Below are 18372 nucleotides of genomic sequence, written 5' to 3' on the forward strand. Positions count from 1 at the left end.
GATGTAAACCAAATTTCGCGTCTTGGAGTTGCGTTGTTTGACGCTGCTTGGCGTAAATGCTACACGCTTTTTTGATTCTGGTTTTACTAGTTTTAAATCCTTTTTTCTGATTTTTTAAGAGATTTTCTTGTTTGGCAAAATCTTTAATTTGCTGAGAGCGTTTCTTAATGTCAGATTTTATCGATTTAATCTGACCTTCTAAAAATTTGATGTGATTGGCTCTGTTTTTGTTAGCGTTAGTGACAATTCCTTGCACCTCTGTGTATATAGAATTGCTGTATCGTTTATTTATATTGAATAAGCGTTGTAATTCTTTGTGACAGTCGAGTTGGCTTTTTCCAGCCAAAATCATGGACAAACAATGATGGCGAGCAGAGTTTATTAAATTGGAGATAGTAAATAACTCTCCCCAGTGCCAAAGTTTAATCGCTAATTTCGAGGTAGCCACAGGACAAGTCATTTCACCCTCCCTTGGCGAAACTCGTACAGAAGCCGACTTTTTAGCTCATATTCAGCAAACTGTGGCCACTGACCCCAATGCAGTTTGGATTTTCATTACAGATCAGTTGAATACTCATCAATCTGAATCTTTAGTACAGTGGATAGCTCATTTGTGTGGCGTGAATGAGAACTTATTGGGCATTAAAGGTGAAAGTGGTATTCTCAAGTCAATGGCATCGAGAGCAGAGTTTTTAAGTCACCCAAATCACCGCATCCGTTTTGTTTATACCCCCAAACACGCCTCCTGGTTAAATCAGATTGAGATGTGGTGCGCGTATTCTTGTGCGGCGATTACTTAAACGAGCTAGTTTTACCTCCGTTGATGACCTCAAGCAACGTATATTGTCTTTTATTGATTACTTTAACAAAACTTTAGCTAAACCATTCAAGTGGACTTACAAAGGTCGTCCATTGGTAGCATAAACTGACGGAATACTTCCGCCGCGATGCACTAGGTGAAACGATTTTTTCTCTCTCGTTCTCAGCCAGAGGCTGAGAACGAGGTGGGCGGAGCCAGGGAATTGTACAGTTATCAAAATGAATCTAAAACTCAACTGTCAAAGTTGCACTCACACTAACACAATTTCGACCTCTGCGGATGGCTTGATGAAGTGCGCTTTCAGTCGCTTCAATCAGCATTTGCGGAGAATTTTCTTGACTTGGTATAACACTTGCTACTCCCAAACTGACAGTCAATACACGCGCTGGGAAGCCACCAAATATAGAACGATCGTGTTCAATTGCCAATGCGATGACATTATCTCTAATGTGACTTGCAATACTAAGAGCAAACTCAGTACTCAAAAGAGGCGTAATTATGGCAAACTTTGCACCTTCATAACGTGCTATAAAATGACCGGGGTATTCTTCTACGCCATCACGAATAGCATTTGCAATTAGTTGCAAAGACTCATCCCCGACTTTATATCCATAGGCTGCATTGAAAAACTTAAAGTAGTCCACTTCACACAGCACAAGAGATAGTGGCGAAGTATCCTTTGACCATTCTTTCCAATTGTTCTCTATATACTGATTGAAGTAGTTCCTAGTCGCAAGCTGGGTAAGCTCATCAATATGATTTGCGTATCCTGTTGTCTGTAATTCTGTGGCTAACTCTTCTGTCTGGGCAACATCTGTTGAATTCTCTTGTTGCAACTGCTCTCGAAAATAAAGACGGTATAATTCACAGCTAGGCTTTGCCCAGTTACCATCAAGCTCGATGAGTCCCATGCTTTCTAATTTAAAAGCTGCCATCGCATCCAATTGTACACTTTCATTAGAATTAACCACCTGTTGAAGAGCCGATACCAATTCTGGTGCTTTTGTAAGGATAGCTAGATTGCTCCGTAAGTAATCGCTAAATATTCCGGACGCTGTAGAGGCTGTTTGCAGCAACTCCTTAACAGTTACCTCTTCCCGTCGCAAATAATAGAACGCAAGATTCAAGAGATAGGGATGCCCGGATAACATCTTTATCAGTGAGGCAAGACTTTGTACACCCTGTTCACCACTTGCCCAAGTTAATCCGTATCTCTGTGCTAAATCCTGTGCTTGCTCTGGAGTAAATTTTGGTAGCGTGATTGTTTGCCCAACATTAAAAGGAGACTGATTGAGATTGAGGGGAACGTATATTTCTGTAGCATGAGCTACAACTAATCGCCACTTTTGCCAAATTTTATCTTGCTTCGCTAGTTCGTGCCAAAACCGCAGCATTGGCAAAAAATCTTTAGCAATAGTTGGGTGCTCAAAAACTCTGTTAAGTTCATTTAAAACTATAACGACAGCACTATCAATTTGCTTTAATATATATGATTCAAAATATATCTTACTACTAACTTTACTTCCCATATCCTCATCCCAGAAATCGTCTAACTTAGGATTGAGGTTCAATTGTCTGCTAACATTGGCGCAAAACCATCGTAAAAATTTTTCGAGAGAAATAAAAATAGATTCGTCTGCTTCTTGAAAGTCCAGATAAACAGTTTTGTACTCTAGAGCTTTTGCGTGTGAAACAATACGGTGTAGTAGAGAGCTTTTCCCCATTTTTCTAGGTGCTCTAATTCCTATTACACAACCGGGCTGAGTAATTTCTTGATAAGCGATTTCTTCCACTGGGGGACGGTTAATGTACAGAGGAGAAGTCAGAGCTACAGGACCATTGGGGTATTGAATGTCTGTATTTATACTTACAGATTGTACATCTTTGCTTTCTGGCGCTTTATCTATGATTTCTGGTTCTAATTCAGCTTCTTTTTTTTGCTGCTGTAGAAAATTTGGTGGAATTTGATTCAGCACTAAATGCAGATTTTTCTTCGTGACCCTCTGCCCTATTGTATCTGAAATATCCTGCCATAATTGAGAACCAACTTCTTTAATGTAATCGCTGGCGTAACCCGAACTCTGAGCCATTTCATTGTAAGTGTGTCCCAACCAGGATTGGTGTAAGACAAACTTTTCAATAGAACTAAGTCGTCTCGGCAGTAGAGACTGCTCTATCGCTTCTAAAATTTGATTAACCTCCATTGGATGGTCAAGCTGTAGCAGAGCATTTATATAGCTATACGTGCTTTTGATGTACACCTACGTACCCCTGTATACAATATAAACTCGTTAGATGCGACTACATGAGTAGATGGACGCGGACAGACGTAACAACTAAGTTGTTTCTCATATCAGTATCTCAGCACTTATTTTAGTACTAAAGGCTGACTCATGTTTTGGGTTTTTACGGTGTCTTTATGAAAACTTTAAAAATTGTCTTCATCAAAGGTTCTTTCACAAGAATTCATGCGATTTTCATCTTTACTGTCAGAAGTTTTACTAATCTTTAATATTTGTACAGAATATAGCATATTACGTAAATATTGAATCAGAAGAATTTTGTACCTCACTTTTCTTGCTTTTTAGGCTTTAAAGAACCATCATTTGATTTTTCAAATACACGTAGGTACAGCTAAAGCCGCCGATATGGAGCTTTTGATTCGCAATGCCCACCCTACGATACTTGATTTTTTTATAAATCCTTCAAGGTTTCTACCAGTGTTGTTACGGAGAAGCAACCATCACAGCTAAGATTCTACAAAATTGAAATCTAAGACCGGATATTTAATATCTACTGCTAGGTATAAGAATGAGATCGATAGCTTCACCAACTGCTAAACCACATCCAGCGATCGCAGTCAACAGTAAAAAGGTATCTCTTTTACTAAATCCAGAGAAACGAAGTTCCATCTCTGCTAGAAGTGTAGTCGTCAGAGGCAAAACAAGGAAAGTCACGAAAATTGACCAAGTTGCAATTAGTGCAATAGAGGCGCATAAAAACAAGACTACAGTTAAAGCTCTAGAACCAAATCGAATTAATCGTTCCAACCCAGCAATAGTTCTCCAAGCTATAGCTAACACTAAAGCTGCGACAAAAGCTCCCACCAGCCAAGCAATGTCGTGAGCAGACAGGTACCATCCCAACCAAGCATAAGCTAACCACAGGAACACTAAGGGTTGCCAGGGAATTTTGTGGAGAAACTCATTATTCATAATCTAGTAAGCATCAATTACGAAAGTAATGATAACCGACAGCCCGCTGACTCAGCCTTTAGAAAGTCAGAATTTTAAATCAGCATACTTATGGTTAATATGAAAAAGAATTTCAACTATAGCAATCTTAAATGAGTTGTCAGAAAATTTACCCCCTGCTAACGCCGTCCCCCCTTAGTAAGGGGGGACTACAGGGGGGTTACAACAATTTCAAATTCTCACAAATGATTTAGGACTGCTATAGTACAAGAGAACTTACTTGGAAGAACGTACAATCTATCCTAAGATAGAATCGGATCGTTCGCTCTCTTGATATTTTCTTCTTCATGCCAAACATGAATGGCACTGTAGCTCAATTTATTGGAATACTTGCTTCTTTAGGTGATTTATGCAGGAGATTCTCGTTCATTTTTAGTACAATCTGTGACGCTGCTTGTTACAATGCTATTGCCAGTGTTGCTGCTGAAAAACGAACAACTAACACTAATGCGGCTTTTGCAACTTTTATCAAGAGTTAACCCATCGTTCATATTACCGATAAAGTAGCCATTGATAGAAGTAATGGAGTTATATTTTCCACCGATCGCCAATCCATCTTTGCCATTAGCAGTAGAAGCAATTCTGATTAAGCGTACAGTGTTACTGTTGCCATTAATATCAATGCCATGAGCTGCATTGCGATCGAAGGTGCTATTGCGAGCACTCAAGTGATTCTGATTACCGTTAATTTGTATGCCATCTGCTTTGTTGGCAGTTACAGTCACCCGTGACAAATTGAGGTTATTAGCGTTAGAAACAATGTCAATGCCATCATCCGCATTGTTGCTGACTACTAAATCGTTAAGGATAACGCTGTTGTTATCACCTTTATTAAGATTAAACCCATCCTCACCATTGGTAACGAAACGACTATTGCTAGCACTGATAGTACTACAAGTAGTACCAGCTTCGACCCCATTGTCTCCGTTATCGCTTAAAATAACTTCCGATAAAGTAATAGTGTGACTGTTGCCTTTAACATCAATGCCATCATCCTTATTTTGACTCAAGAGTGAGTGACTCAGATTAATAATATTGCCATCACCATCTACCTTAATTCCATCTTCACCGTTACCGATAAAGCTAGTTTTTGACACGAAAACCCTGTTTCCTTCTCCATCAACATCAAGTCCATCGTTGGCATTATTGCTAAAGACACTGTTCGTTACTGTCAGATGGCTGCCACTTCCAACATTAATACCATCTTGACCCTTGGCAATGGTTAATCCATCGATCGCCACTTTAGCATTCTTAACACAGAAGTTACTAAATTTGTCATCGCCACTGATAGTCAGGTTTTCAGCCCCTAGCCCGGTGATAATAAGATCGTCGGTAATATCGAGTTGCTCAGTTAGTTTAATTTCCGAACCCAATGGCAGCCGAAAAACAATTCTTTCTCGTCCACTTCGACTGTTGGCGGCATAAATTGCTTCACGTAGGGTTGTGACACCATCATTAGGATCGACTACATCTTCAACACTATCAACAATGAAGGTACAACCCATTTCATCATTGTTTGGAGTTTCTGCCGTCTTGGGATCGTAGTTTTCTGACATAATTATTCAGTTTTTTCTCCTTATTGCATGACTTGCACTGTGTATACAGAAGTGTCGAGGGAAGCTTAACAAAGGTAGAATTGGACTTTTCAGTATTCTAAGTGCTAAGGCTTCAATTTTTCGACTGCGATAGTTAATCTGCTAAGATTTTAATATTCTTGCTTACAAAAGTCTTTGAAAAATCTTTTTTTCTTACTTTTATGACTTTTCCTGCCTTTAGGAAAAAGATGGTTGGGCATTGAACATTGGGCATTGAGCTAAAATTGCTAGCAATGTTGCCAGTGATAATTATGAGTTCCCCACCAATTTTGTCTATTCTTTCCAAGCGTGTCTGCTTCCGCCAGGATACTATTCAACCCAAAGCCAAGCAGTTCATCTGGATGAAAATGGGGTTGGGATTTCTAAGTCTTGGGCTACTAGCCCCCCTTCCTTCCTTAGGTGCAGAACGGTTGACTCTCTCTTTTGGTGTTTTGGGACGCTCTATCCCTATTGGTTCTTTGGAAGAATACGCTCATACTGGTAAGGTTGATGAGGAATTGGCTGCATACACCCAGTATGCCGATAAAAAGCAACTCACCCAGTTGCGCGAGGTTTTGCTGACACCCATTCCCCTCACGGCTGTACAAGTGTCTCAATTTCTCTACACGCCAATTGGTGAAACATTACTGAGAAATCTTGGAGAAGTGGTACAGCAGGATTCTGGCATTAGTGGATTTTATGCAATTCGGGCATCCTTAATTCTTGCCGCTGCAGAGCCAAAAGGGTTAACCCTATTAAATGTATTGAAAAGATTTCCCTCTAGAACTATTTCGATTAATTTACCTCGCAGTTTGGAAATAGCAGCAGCATTTGAGAGGTTAGTTAATCAGACTCAAAGAGCGATCGCACTCATTAACCAGCAATCATCTCAACAAGTAGCCAATACTTTTGCACCTGGAGAAGTCTCAGTAAGAGAATTGTTAAAACCGGGTAACTTTAAATGGCAAAGACGCACTATTATACTTAACGACCTATCCCGCACTCGGACTTTCCCCGCTGACATATACTTACCACTGACTTCAAGTTCCCGTCCAGTCATTGTGATATCCCACGGGCTTGGTTCTGACAGAACAAGTTTTGCTTACCTAGCTGAGTACCTTGCTTCTTATGGATTTGTTGTGGCGGTTCCAGAGCATCCTGGTAGTAACGCTGAACAGCTACAAGCCTTATTATTAGGTAGGGCAAATGAAGTGGCTAGCCCTAGAGAGTTTGTGGATCGTCCTTTAGATATAAAGTACTTACTGGATCAACTCAACAGTTTATCCCAATCTAATGGAGATTTTAAAGGTCGCTTAAATTTAGAGCACGTCGGTGTAGTGGGACAGTCTTTTGGCGGTTACACGGCGCTGGTTTTAGCAGGAGCACCTATTAATTTTGACCAACTTAAGAAAAATTGCCCAGCTTCACCAAATGCAGTCAATGTTTCTTTGCTACTTCAATGCTTGGCTATTAATTTACCACCAGTAACTTATAATTTATCAGATTCACGGGTAAAAGCTGCGATCGCAATTAACCAAATTGACAGTACTGTTCTAGGTCAAGCCAGCCTTAGCAAAATTAACATCCCAGTCATGATAGTCTCTGGCGGTTCTGATACTGTTGCTCCCGCGCTCCCAGAACAAATTCAACCCTTTACATGGTTAACAACTCCAAATAAATATTTAGTTCTCGTAAATAATGCCACGCATTTTTCAACTATAGCAGAGTCACCAAATTCTGCTATTCCAGTTCCAGAGCAAGTTGTAGGTCCAAATCCAGCCATAGCCCGCCGCTACATCACGGCGTTAAGTCTTCCCTTTTTCCAAACCTATGTTGCCAATCAGCCAAGTTACCGTCGTTTTCTCAGCGCAGATTATGCTAATGCTATCAGTCAGCAACCATTACCACTCAGTTTGGTACAGTCTTTGAACTTGGATAGTTCTGCTGCAATTAAAGAGCGATCGTTCATCAGTTATCAGTTAATTATGAACTAATAACTGATAATTTTGAGGATATACTACTGTAAGTTATTTTGCAACCAAGTAGCTAAATCCTCTTCACTGCCAAAATCCAACAAAGCTTCAGCTAAATTCTCTAGCTGTTCTACAGATAAGCGATTAATGCGCTTGTGCAGTTTTTGGCTCACTTTACCAATACGCCGTTGAAGCAGACGTTTAATTAACTGTAGCGCTTCTTCTTGCTTAACTTCTTCTTTGACTTCCTGCTTAACTTCTTCTTTGACTTCCTGCTTAACTTCCTCTTTGACTTCCTGCTTAACTTCCTCTTTGACTTCCTGCTTAACTTCCTCTTTGACTTCCTGCTTAATCTCTTTTCTGACTTCCTCGTAGTATCTTGTCTTCTTAATATCGAAATCGCTAAGTCTAAACATTTTGGCTAACTCCTGAGGGCTAATACGTGGTAATTTGTACAATACAATCGTTTCAATCAAATCTAGCACTTGTTTTTGTAGTGCTTTATTTGTGACTTCTGAGAGTGTCTTATCAACCAAGTTTTTCACTAACTCAGGAGTCCGTTTTTTAGTTTCCACAACTAACTTCATCATACCAACTCCCAAAGACTGTTCGGTCACATCTCCCAATTCGTTTAAGTACAAACGAGTAACTTGCTTGCTCTCTATCAAAACTCGATACGGTTCTATTTCCGTAGGTTCCATGCTGCGACTTGCAAAAATAACAACTGCTCGCCAAGTTTTGGTAGGCGCGTAAAGACGCAAGTAGAGAAAAAGTTCTGAGAATAGGCGGGCGTATAGCTCTGGATCTTTTTGAAATTGAACCTCTACAAAGTAAATTGGTTTTGATGCCATTTTTGAATTTGGCAGAAACACACCATCTATCCGAAAAGCTGTTTGTTTTAATTCGACGGAAGCAAAATTATAGTTTCTAGCCTCTGTTGCTTCTCCCCCAAAAATGTCAAAAAAAGCTTCGGGGAATGTTTTAAATAATTGATAAAAAATGGAGTCCGTTTTCATACAGGCTTAGGTAAACATTCATAATATTTTAAACTTGTGTGTTCTCAATTTATTATGCTTAATCAAGAAAAAAATATTTTGTCGGATAAAATTTTTAAAATTTAAGGTCTATAGCAACCTGATTTTTAAAATATACGTAAATAGGGCTAAAGCTCAACCTATACTCTTTAAATTCTTCACAGAGTTCAGATACCCGGCTTCTTTGAGAAGCCGGGTATTTAACTTTTTACGAATAATTTAGAATGGCAATAGATTCTTATAACTTACTATTGTGCCCAGTGTTTGGCACGCTCGACTGCTTTTTGCCCGGTTGCAAAGTTGTCTAAAACCGAATTTTGCTCGATCGCAGGTTCAAAGACTCGCTCAATTTGACGTTGATTGACTAATTCCTCATAAGAATTCCAAAATCCAACAGCAAGCCCTGCGGCAAATGCAATTCCTTGAACAGTCATTTCTCGCATTGTAGGACGTTCAACTGAAATTCTTAATAAATCTGCTTGAAACTGCATGAGAAAATTGTTCTCACAAGCACCACCGTCTACACTCAACCGCCCAATAGGAATACTGTTAGATTTATTAACTGCTTGTACAACTTCTAAAACTTGGTAAGCTATTGCTTCTAAGAGAGCACGCAATACTACTTGGTTAAGGTCTATCAGTTAGAGTATCAGATATGTAGAGACTAGCATGGCTAGTCTTTACACAGACTGATAACTTAAGACCGGGCTTCCTCATCTTTTGCACCGTTTTTCTCCCGTTTCAAGCTTTCTTCTAAGGCTTGAATTTGCTCTCTACGGGCTTCCAACTCTAAAGAACGACGGGCTAGGTCTTGATTTTGTAATGTTAAGTTTTGTCGCCATTGTTCTGCTCGCTCAGTTTCCTGTTGCAAAAATTCTGGCGTAATACCATTGGCAAGGTAGGTCTGTACCAAATTTAGCACCCAATGAGTGGCTTCTTCCAAACTCTCGATATCACCTGTGGGGGAAAGTTCCACTAGAACAAGTAGTTTTTCTGCTAGAACTTTTCCTTTTCCCAAAAGAATAAAAGCTTCTTCTGGGATGGTAACCCACATATGTTCAGCTTCCTGACGTGCCAACAACCGCAACTGAAGCTGGTCTAGAAAGTCATTTTTATGTACCTGAGCTAGATATAGCATGACGGTTGTCTGGGTTGTTTTAGCATTTTACTTGATTGTTATGCTAACCCACGAAGCCGATCGCGTAAAATCTCTGCTTGTTTTTCGGCTTCTGCCAAAGCATCTCTTGCTCCTTGTACTACGTCTTGTGGTGCTTTATCCACAAATTTGGAATTGCTGAGTCTTCCACGTAAAGATTGAGCTTCGCTTTCTGCTTTGCTAAGACTCCTTTCTAGCTTAGCTCGCAACGTGTCAACATCAACAACGCCTTTAAGAGGAATGACCACTTGCACCGTACCTACAACTCCTGCGATCGCTTGTTCTGCTTCTTGGGGTTCGATTTGCGGTGGATTTTCTTTAGCAGTTGGTGGGAAACACTGCTCCCAGAATTTTCGTCTATCTGTTGCAAACAAGATATTCTGAACAAAAAACCAGGCAGAATAAGCAAAACCAACAAGTTCAAAGAAAGTTCCAAAGAAGGGGATATCGTCTACTGCATCAGCAACAGCAAGCCCTATTCTAAACACATAAATAGCTCCAATAATTGCTGCTATTTTTCCCCAATCTATTGACTTTTTCCGAGAAACTGTTGTTGTCTTTTGTTCGCCAGTAATAGTTAAATCCTCCACCTTAGCCAAATCTTTAATATAAGGTTGTCCTGCATGAAGAATTTGCTGTTCCTTTGTGCTTTCGCTTTGTAAAGTAACTGTTATCTTCACACCGGGCTTAATATCTGCTTCAGCCCGCAAGTTACGAATTGTACGAATTGTACCAAACAACAGCTCAAATTGTTCTTCCAAAGCAGAGTCAATTAAATTCGCATCTGCTTCTGGATAACGTTGTAAGGATAAACTTTGCTGGGAATCGGCGGGTTGCTGGGTAAGAGTATGCCAAATTTCCTCAGTAATATGAGGCATGAAGGGATGAAGTAGTTTTAGTATACCTTCTAAAACATAAGCAAGAGTTTGTTGTGCGACACGGCGGGACACTGGATCGGCATCTTTTTGCAAGCGCGATTTCACCAGTTCTATATACCAGTCGCAGAAGTCGCCCCAAATAAATTCATAAAGCCCTTTTGCTGCTTCCCCCAATCCATATTGACTGAAGAAGTCATTTGTTTGTTTGACAACTTGATTGTAGCGAGAAAGAATCCAGCGATCGCTTAATTCCAATTTTAGATTTTGGATTTTGGATTTTGGATTATTGGACTCCAATCCAAAATCTAAAATCGAAAATCCAAAATCGTCTAAATTCATCATCACAAAACGGGCAGCATTCCACAACTTGTTAGCAAAGTTACGAGATGCTTCTACTGATGGGGATTCATCTGTTTTCCGATTGTAATCCAACCGAATGTCTTGACCTGCACCTGCAACTTCCTTAATGAGGGTGTAGCGCAAAGCATCAGTACCGTACTTGTCAATCAGGAGCAACGGATCGACACCATTACCAGCAGATTTAGACATTTTTTTCCCATTTTCATCCAAAACCAAGCCGTGGATGTAAACAGATTTAAACGGCATTTGCCCGGTAAAATGCCCACCCATCATAGTCATTCTGGCAACCCAGAAAAAGATGATGTCAAAGCCCGTTACCAAAGTACTGGTAGGATAGTAAGTTGTTAAGTCTGGAGTTTGTTCGGGCCAACCTAAAGTCGAAAAAGGCCATAAACCAGAAGAAAACCAAGTATCAAGCACATCTGGGTCTTGCTCTATCTTGACATTTTCACCAAATTGTGCATATAGCTTCTCCCTTGCTTCTACTTCTGACTTGGCAACGACAAACGGCGTCGTGTCGCAGATTTCTCCACCAGTTTCGCTGACAGCGTACCAAGCAGGAATTTGGTGACCCCACCACAGTTGACGGGAAATACACCAATCTTTCAGTTTCACCAACCAGTCACGATACACCTTTGTCCAGCGTTGGGGAACAAACTCCGGACAATTTTTCTGGTCAAGAAATTCCAGCGCCCTATCTGCCATTGGGCGAATCTGAACAAACCACTGGGTTGAGAGGAGGGGTTCAACGGGGACTTTACCTCGCTCGCTGTAAGGAACAGAATGTTTGTAATCCTCAACTTTCACCAGAAACCCATCAGTTTCTAAATGAGAAACAACATTTTTTCTGGCAACAAAGCGGTCTTGTCCTTGGAAGGAGCCAGCATTCTCATTAAGAGTGCCGTCCTTATTCATGATGTTAATAAACGGCAGATTGTGCCGCTGACCCATTTCAAAGTCATTAGGATCGTGGGCGGGAGTGACTTTCACGCAACCAGTCCCAAAAGTGGGGTCAACTAACTCATCACCAATAATGGGAATTTCCCGATTCATAATTGGCAGAGTTAGGGTTTTCCCAATCAAATGCTTGTAGCGATCGTCACTTGGATTAACAGCCACAGCAGTATCGCCCAACATTGTTTCCGGACGAGTTGTAGCGACTTCTACGTAGCCAGAACCATCACTCAGGGGATAGCGGAAGTGCCAGAGGTGACCATCAACCTCTTTTAAATCCACTTCCAAATCGGAGACGGCTGATTGTGACTCCGGACACCAGTTGACCAAATATTTACCGCGATAAATTAGCCCTTCTTCATAAAGACTTGTAAAAGCATGAGCTACAGCTTTAGATAAACCTTCGTCTAAAGTAAACCGTTCCCGCGTCCAATCTACCGATACACCCAAGCGCCGCAATTGATTGACAATTGTTCCTCCTGATTCTGCTTTCCACTGCCAAGCACGTTCTAAAAATTTGTCGCGTCCCAAGTCGTAGCGAGTTTTGCCCTCTGCTTTGAGTTGCTTTTCCAGAATGGTTTGTACGGCGATACTGGCGTGGTCAGTTCCGGGGAGATAAAGGGCGTTGAATCCTTTCATTCGATGGTAGCGCACGAGGGTGTCAATGAGTGAATTGTCGAAGGCGTGACCCATGTGCAGGCTACCTGTAACGTTAGGTGGCGGAATAACTATGCAGTAGGATTGACTGCTTTGGTTGGGGTCGGCTTTGTAAGTTTGGTTTTCTTCCCAGAATTTTTGCCACTTGGCTTCTGTGGAGAAAGGTTCGTAAAGACTTGGGAGATTTGTGTTTGTTGTTGCAGTCATGCTGGGAAAACTATCAGTGGATGGACTTTTATAAATTTTGCCACAGGCTTAAGGAGTGTTTTATGGAATTGAACCGCAGAGGCGCAGAGGACGCAGAGAGAAGAGAAGAGAGAAGAGAGTTAGGAGAGGAAATGAGTGAGTTAACGGGAGCGGTCATTGGGGCTGCGATTGAGGTACATCGAATGTTGGGACCTGGATTTCTGGAGTCGGTGTATCACCAAGCGTTGAGGCTGGAATTGGAGATGCGGGGTATACCTCACAAGTCTAAATATCCCGTAGCAATTACTTACAAAGGTCGTCAAGTTGGTGAGGGCGAATTAGATTTTTTTGTTGGTGATACCCTTGTTGTCGAATTGAAAGCTGTTGAAAAATTAGCACCCATTCACGAGGCTCAAGCCATTTCGTATCTCAAAATCACTAACCAATCCTCGCCCTTCTCATCAACTTTAACGTTCCCATTCTCAAACAAGGTATCAAAAGAATAGTACTCTCCTCTTAACTCTCTCTGCGCTCTCTGCGCCTCTGCGGTTCATAAAAAAAACGAAATTCGTCGCACCATCCTTGTAGTCATCTAAATTGCTAAATAACAACTATAGTCTCATGAAACTAAAACCTAGTTTACTTCAATTTATTGTCATTGGCATGACAATATCCTTACTAGCCTCCTGCACCCGATTACCAGAAACCAGCCACAGAAACTGCAACAATCCACAAGCACAACAATCCTACGAATGCAATAACTCCAGTAGCGGTAGCAGCAGTCGAATATACCACGGAGGGTCTGGGTATAGATACCGTAGCGGTCATAAGAGTCATTCCCCATCTCACGTCGGTCGTTCTGGATTTGGTAGTTTTGGTCGTGGTGCTAGCGCAGGTGGTTAAGGTAATGAGTATAGATATTTTTAATAGCCCTCAACGAAAGCGGTTCTTTCAGTCCATGAAAATGGGTTGGTATAATGTTTGCCCGATTGAGGAAGGAACGGGTATCCCTCTGACAGACCAAGAAACGCCATATGCTTTATATTACTGTCACAAAGTTTCCCCACAAACCATACAAGAAATCAAGCACGCATCTGAATTAGTTGGTAGTGTTTTGATGGAAACTTGGTCTATTGTCCGCACGCTTGATGAAGAAACTTTGCTTGACTATGGCTTTCCTCAAGATGCTATTAAGGTCGTGAAACATGATTCTCTTGCACCATTTTGTATGCGGCTGGATTGGTGCTGGAATGAAGCGACAGGTGTAAAAAAGGTTATAGAAACGAATCCTCAAACTCCTAGCTTTTGGTTTGAATGTACCGAAGGGAATGGGAAAGTGGCAGAACATTTTGAATTACAAGACCCTGTGTTCACTGCTCAAAATGTATTAAGTTTATCCCTCAATCAACATATACAAAGGGCAGCACTATTGCTGAATAAAAGAGTACAGGAATGCCGTGTTGCTTTTACAGCATTAAATAATGCTGAAGATTTGGGGACTATGCGATGGTTAAGTAGGAAATTTAATCGCAAAAGTGCTGTGTTCCCATTGGAGTATCTTCGTATTAAAGACGGAGAATACCTGTTTGACTCTAGAACAGGGCAACCTATAGATATATTGTTTATGTGGTACCCTATTGAATGGGTTATCTATGATACTGATGATAAGGGTGAAAGATTGTGGTCTGCTCTTGAGCAACTGATTTTAGAGAAGAAAGTTGTTATTGTTAACTTTGGTTCTGCTTTTGCATTGCAGCCTAAAAGTATATTTGCTCTGATTACAGATTTGGGATTGGAATTATTTAATAGTCAAGATGCTCAGACAATTTTTGACTATTTCCCCAAAACTTCTATGATGCCAGAAAAAATAGGTCATTCATACTTTGCTAAGCCTATTTTGGGAAGGGAAGGAGCAGGAGGATTTGCTGTCAAATCGGGAGAGGTGGCTGTTCGCAGTCACAGTAATGAACCGTGGTATACAGAACAAGATTATGTTTATCAGGATTTATTGGTACTTCCAACTTTAGAAATTGCCCAACAATCTATGACTGTAGTTTGGGGAGCTTGGTTGTATAATAACGGTCAAGATAAATTGGTGTCGGGTGGTGTAGGAATGCGTGTTTCTGAGGGGAAAATAACAGATAATATTTCCTATTGGTGTCCGATTGGATGTTAGAGCAAACCAATTTCTCCTATGGAACAGCAAACTAAATCTCATTCTCCTTGGGCGTTTATTCCTACTTTATATTTTGCCTCTGGAATTCCCTATGTCATTGTCAATACTATTTCTGTCATTTTTTACAAGCAACTAGGCGTAGGTAATACTCAAATTGCGTTTTGGACAAGTTTGCTTTATCTTCCGTGGGTTATTAAAATGTTCTGGAGTCCAATTGTTGATACTTATTGGACAAAAAGAACATGGATATTAGTTACTCAGTTGGCTATGTTCTGTTGTTTGGCTTTGGTTGCTTTTTCTTTACTATTGCCTAATTTCTTTTTTATTTCTTTAGTAGGATTGACTGTTGGAGCATTTATTTCTGCAACTTATGATATTGCAACAGATGGTTTTTATTTGCTAGCTTTAAATCCAGGCGAGCAAGCTTTTTTTGTGGGTATTCGTTCGCTTTTTTATCGAATAGCTCTTATTTTTGGTTCTGGTTTTCTGGTTGTTTTAGCAGGAATACTTGAAGAAAAGTATGTGAATAGTATTCCTTTAAGTTGGAGTTTATCTGTTGGGTTATCTTCTTTAATCTTAGCAATATTGTTTGTCTTTCACAGAATTTTTTTGCCCTTGCCTGAACCTAGCGATCGCAAACAGTTCTCAGCCACATCAACTCTTCCTTTTTTTGATATTCTTAGTTCTTATTTTAAACAGAAAAAAATTGTGGCTATTTTAGCATTTATATTGCTTTACAGATTTGGTGAGGCAATGTTGCTCAAAATAGCTCAATTGTTTTTATTAGATAAACCAGAAGTTGGAGGATTGGGACTATCAACATCAACTGTGGGTTTAGTCTACGGTACGTTCGGGGTACTTTCTTTGATTGTGGGAGGAATTACAGGTGGGATGGTTATTTCAAGATATGGATTGAAAAAATGCCTTTTGCCAATGGCTTTGGCATTGAATGTACCAGATATATTCTATGTGTATATGGCTTATGTTAAACCATCTCTACCTCTTGTTTATGCTTTAGTTTCTTTTGAGCAGTTGGGATATGGTTTTGGATTCACGGCTTTTAGTGTTTATTTAATGTATATTTCTAAAGATGAATATAAAACTTCTCATTTTGCTATCTCTACGGGTATTATGGCTTTGGGTATAATGCTTCCTGGGTTAATTAGCGGTTATATTCAAGCACAAGTGGGGTATCTATTATTTTTTATATTGGTATGTTTGTTGACGGTTCCTGGCATGATAACTCTATTTTTTATTCCTTTAGAGGAAGGAACCGCAGATGAACGCAGATGAACGCGGATAAGATAGCAATCAACAACTAACAACCAACAACTAACAACTAACAACCAACAACTAACAACTAACAATGTCATGAATTATGTTTTAGGAATTGATGGTGGTGGAAGCAAAACTGTTTGCATTTTGATGGATGATAGGGGGCAAGTTTTAGGTCGTGGTGAATCTGGTGCGTCAAATTATCAAAGTATAGGTATTCAAGCTGCATTACAAGCTATTGAATTTGCTATTTATGGTGCAGTCGTTGAAGCGTTGAAGTTAATATCTGATATTAAGGTGAAAGCCATTTGCTTGGGATTGGCTGGTGTAGGACGTGCTGAGGATATTGAAGTTGTTAATAGTTTAGTGCTTGGATTGCAGAATAGCGGTTTGCTTCCTATTACTTGGGATTTGAATTGTAGAAGGTATAATAATTCTAATATTGTTATTTGTAATGATGCATTAATTGCTTTAGTCGGGGGAGTTGGTTATCCGGTGGGAATTGTGGTTGCTGCTGGAACTGGTTCTATAGTTTTTGGTCGCAACCATCAGGGAGATATTAAGCGAGTTGGTGGTTGGGGATATATTTTAGGTGATGAGGGAAGTGCTTATAAAATAGCTGTGACTGGTATGCAAGAAGCTTTAAAGGCATATGATGGTCGTGAGGTTTCTACTAGTCTTGTTGAAGTTTTTAAACAGCATCTTAGTCTGGCAAGTATAGAGAATTTGATAGAAGTTGTTTATCGAAGGGGTTGGGGTGTTAAAGAGATAGCTGCTTTGGCACCTCTTGTTGATTGTGCTGCTGTTTGTGGAGATGAAACTGCTAATAGAATTATTGATGATGCTGTAAAGGAGTTGATAAAGGCAACTGGTACAGTTATTGATGCGATTTTTAGTCATCGAGAACTTTTTGAAGTTGTGACAACGGGGAGTGTCTGGCTGGGAAAATCCAAGATGCGCGATAAATTTGCTAAATCGATTCGTACTATGTTTCCGACAGCAAGAGTGATTTTTCCTCGTCATGAACCAGCTTACGGTGCTGGCTTGTTGGCGTTGCAAAGGTTAGCGGAGGAAGATAGTTTGTGAGGTTGATGTCTGGTGATAAGTTACTACGTGTCTATACTCAAAAACCCCTTTTTTAAGGGGGCTAAGCTTACGTAGAACTTAGATTTATCTTATTTGCTAATGTTACCCATTGTTCGACACTCAGTTCTTCTGCTCGAACTTGGGGATTTACGTCTAATTCTTCTAGCAACTTGGTTAAGTCATCGCGTTCTATAACTGATTGCAAATTATTTCGTAACATTTTGCGCTTTGCTCCAAAGCCCAACTTAACCAGCATTTCTAACTGTCGTACATCCAACACTTGTGGTTCAAATTGACGGGGAACTAGGCGTACAACAGCTGAATCTACCTTTGGTGGTGGGTAAAAAGCTCCCGCCGGAACCGTACAAATTAACTCACATTCTGCCAAATACTGGACTCTGACAGTCAGTGCTCCAAAAGCTTTCGATCCTGCTTTTGCTGTCAGTCTGTCTGCAACTTCTTTTTGTACCAGCAGCACAATTAAATCGTAGGGTTGAGGATTTGGGTTAGATATTGTACCTAGCAATTTCTCAATAATCGGTCCTGTAATGTTGTAGGGAATGTTAGCAACAACTTTATTTTGGTTTTGAAATACTGGAGATGGTTTCAGCAGGGGTTGTAAATCTAGTTCAAGAAAGTCCCCTTGTAGGAGTAAGAAATTTTCTTTGTTTCCAAGTTCCTTAACCAAACGCTTGCACAAGTCGCGATCGATTTCAACTGCTAACAAGGATTGTACTTCTGGTAAAAGGCGGCGAGTGAGAATACCTGTCCCCGGACCAATTTCCAAAACGCGATCGCAATTTTGGAGTTGTGCAGCCTTAACGATTCCGTTGAGGGCTTTATCACTTTTTAGCCAATGCTGGGCAAAAGACTTGCGCGGTGCTAACTTTTGGAAATCTTGATTAACCATTTTCATAACACTTGTATTATTTTGGATTTGGGATTTGGGAAGGTAGGAGTCCCCTCCTTGTTGAGGGGCGGGTGGGGAT

13 protein-coding genes and 3 pseudogenes are annotated in these 18372 nt (G+C 40.4%); 7 read left to right on the forward strand and 9 right to left on the reverse strand.

Features of this window, described 5'->3' with window-relative positions; translation table 11 throughout:
* A pseudogene (locus F7734_RS54680) lies at positions 1-352 on the reverse strand (hypothetical protein); the annotation flags it as partial.
* Positions 353-386: 34 nt separating this feature from the next.
* Here F7734_RS54680 and F7734_RS54685 point away from each other — a divergent pair.
* The gene (locus F7734_RS54685) at positions 387-800 is read left to right on the forward strand and encodes a transposase (protein ID WP_155752588.1); all 414 of its coding nucleotides are present in this window, start codon (positions 387-389) and stop codon (positions 798-800) included.
* A 244-nt stretch (positions 801-1044) separates the two neighbouring features.
* Here F7734_RS54685 and F7734_RS54690 read toward each other — a convergent pair whose 3' ends face one another.
* From F7734_RS54690 to F7734_RS54700, 3 genes are all read right to left on the reverse strand, one after another.
* Positions 1045-3081 carry an AAA-like domain-containing protein gene (locus tag F7734_RS54690; RefSeq protein ID WP_347566450.1) on the reverse strand — a complete coding sequence of 679 codons (2037 nt, stop codon included), beginning with the start codon at positions 3079-3081 and terminating at the stop codon, positions 1045-1047.
* Between the two features lie 525 nt (positions 3082-3606).
* Positions 3607-4035: a hypothetical protein gene (locus tag F7734_RS54695; RefSeq protein WP_155752589.1), complete on the reverse strand. Its 429-nt coding sequence runs from the start codon at positions 4033-4035 to the stop codon at positions 3607-3609.
* A gap of 386 nt (positions 4036-4421) precedes the next feature.
* Positions 4422-5630 (reverse strand): right-handed parallel beta-helix repeat-containing protein, encoded by a 1209-nt coding sequence (locus F7734_RS54700; protein WP_155752590.1) that lies wholly within the window; start codon positions 5628-5630, stop codon positions 4422-4424.
* A 386-nt stretch (positions 5631-6016) separates the two neighbouring features.
* Between F7734_RS54700 and F7734_RS54705 the strand changes: the two genes are divergently transcribed.
* On the forward strand, positions 6017-7642 hold the full coding sequence (locus F7734_RS54705; protein WP_155752599.1) for an alpha/beta hydrolase: 1626 nt from the start codon (positions 6017-6019) through the stop codon (positions 7640-7642).
* Between the two features lie 23 nt (positions 7643-7665).
* On the opposite strand, the gene F7734_RS54710 is transcribed toward F7734_RS54705, so the two are convergent.
* The 4 genes and pseudogenes from F7734_RS54710 to F7734_RS54725 form a co-directional block, all read right to left on the reverse strand.
* A complete protein-coding gene (locus F7734_RS54710) occupies positions 7666-8637 on the reverse strand; it encodes an Rpn family recombination-promoting nuclease/putative transposase (RefSeq protein ID WP_155752591.1) in 972 nt (323 codons plus the stop codon).
* 266 nt (positions 8638-8903) lie between these two features.
* Positions 8904-9275 (reverse strand): annotated as a pseudogene (locus F7734_RS54715) (FGGY-family carbohydrate kinase); the annotation flags it as partial.
* Positions 9276-9352: 77 nt separating this feature from the next.
* Positions 9353-9793, reverse strand: coding sequence for a hypothetical protein (locus tag F7734_RS54720; RefSeq protein ID WP_155752592.1), 441 nt, complete (start codon positions 9791-9793; stop codon positions 9353-9355).
* Between the two features lie 38 nt (positions 9794-9831).
* A complete protein-coding gene (locus tag F7734_RS54725) occupies positions 9832-12867 on the reverse strand; it encodes a valine--tRNA ligase (protein WP_155752593.1) in 3036 nt (1011 codons plus the stop codon).
* 62 nt (positions 12868-12929) lie between these two features.
* Between F7734_RS54725 and F7734_RS54730 the strand changes: the two are divergent.
* From F7734_RS54730 to F7734_RS54750, 5 genes and pseudogenes are all read left to right on the forward strand, one after another.
* Positions 12930-13366, forward strand: a pseudogene (locus F7734_RS54730) (GxxExxY protein).
* Positions 13367-13467: 101 nt separating this feature from the next.
* Positions 13468-13749: a hypothetical protein gene (locus F7734_RS54735; protein ID WP_155752594.1), complete on the forward strand. Its 282-nt coding sequence runs from the start codon at positions 13468-13470 to the stop codon at positions 13747-13749.
* A 4-nt stretch (positions 13750-13753) separates the two neighbouring features.
* Positions 13754-15022 (forward strand): glutathionylspermidine synthase family protein, encoded by a 1269-nt coding sequence (locus F7734_RS54740; RefSeq protein WP_155752595.1) that lies wholly within the window; start codon positions 13754-13756, stop codon positions 15020-15022.
* Between the two features lie 18 nt (positions 15023-15040).
* Positions 15041-16315 (forward strand): MFS transporter, encoded by a 1275-nt coding sequence (locus tag F7734_RS54745; protein WP_155752596.1) that lies wholly within the window; start codon positions 15041-15043, stop codon positions 16313-16315.
* 78 nt (positions 16316-16393) lie between these two features.
* The gene (locus tag F7734_RS54750; protein WP_155752597.1) at positions 16394-17383 is read left to right on the forward strand and encodes an N-acetylglucosamine kinase; all 990 of its coding nucleotides are present in this window, start codon (positions 16394-16396) and stop codon (positions 17381-17383) included.
* Positions 17384-17450: 67 nt separating this feature from the next.
* On the opposite strand, the gene rsmA is transcribed toward F7734_RS54750, so the two are convergent.
* Positions 17451-18293, reverse strand: coding sequence for a 16S rRNA (adenine(1518)-N(6)/adenine(1519)-N(6))-dimethyltransferase RsmA (gene rsmA / locus F7734_RS54755; protein ID WP_155752600.1), 843 nt, complete (start codon positions 18291-18293; stop codon positions 17451-17453).
* Positions 18294-18372: the final 79 nt, after the last annotated feature.

It is taken from the genome of Scytonema sp. UIC 10036, assembly GCF_009725235.1.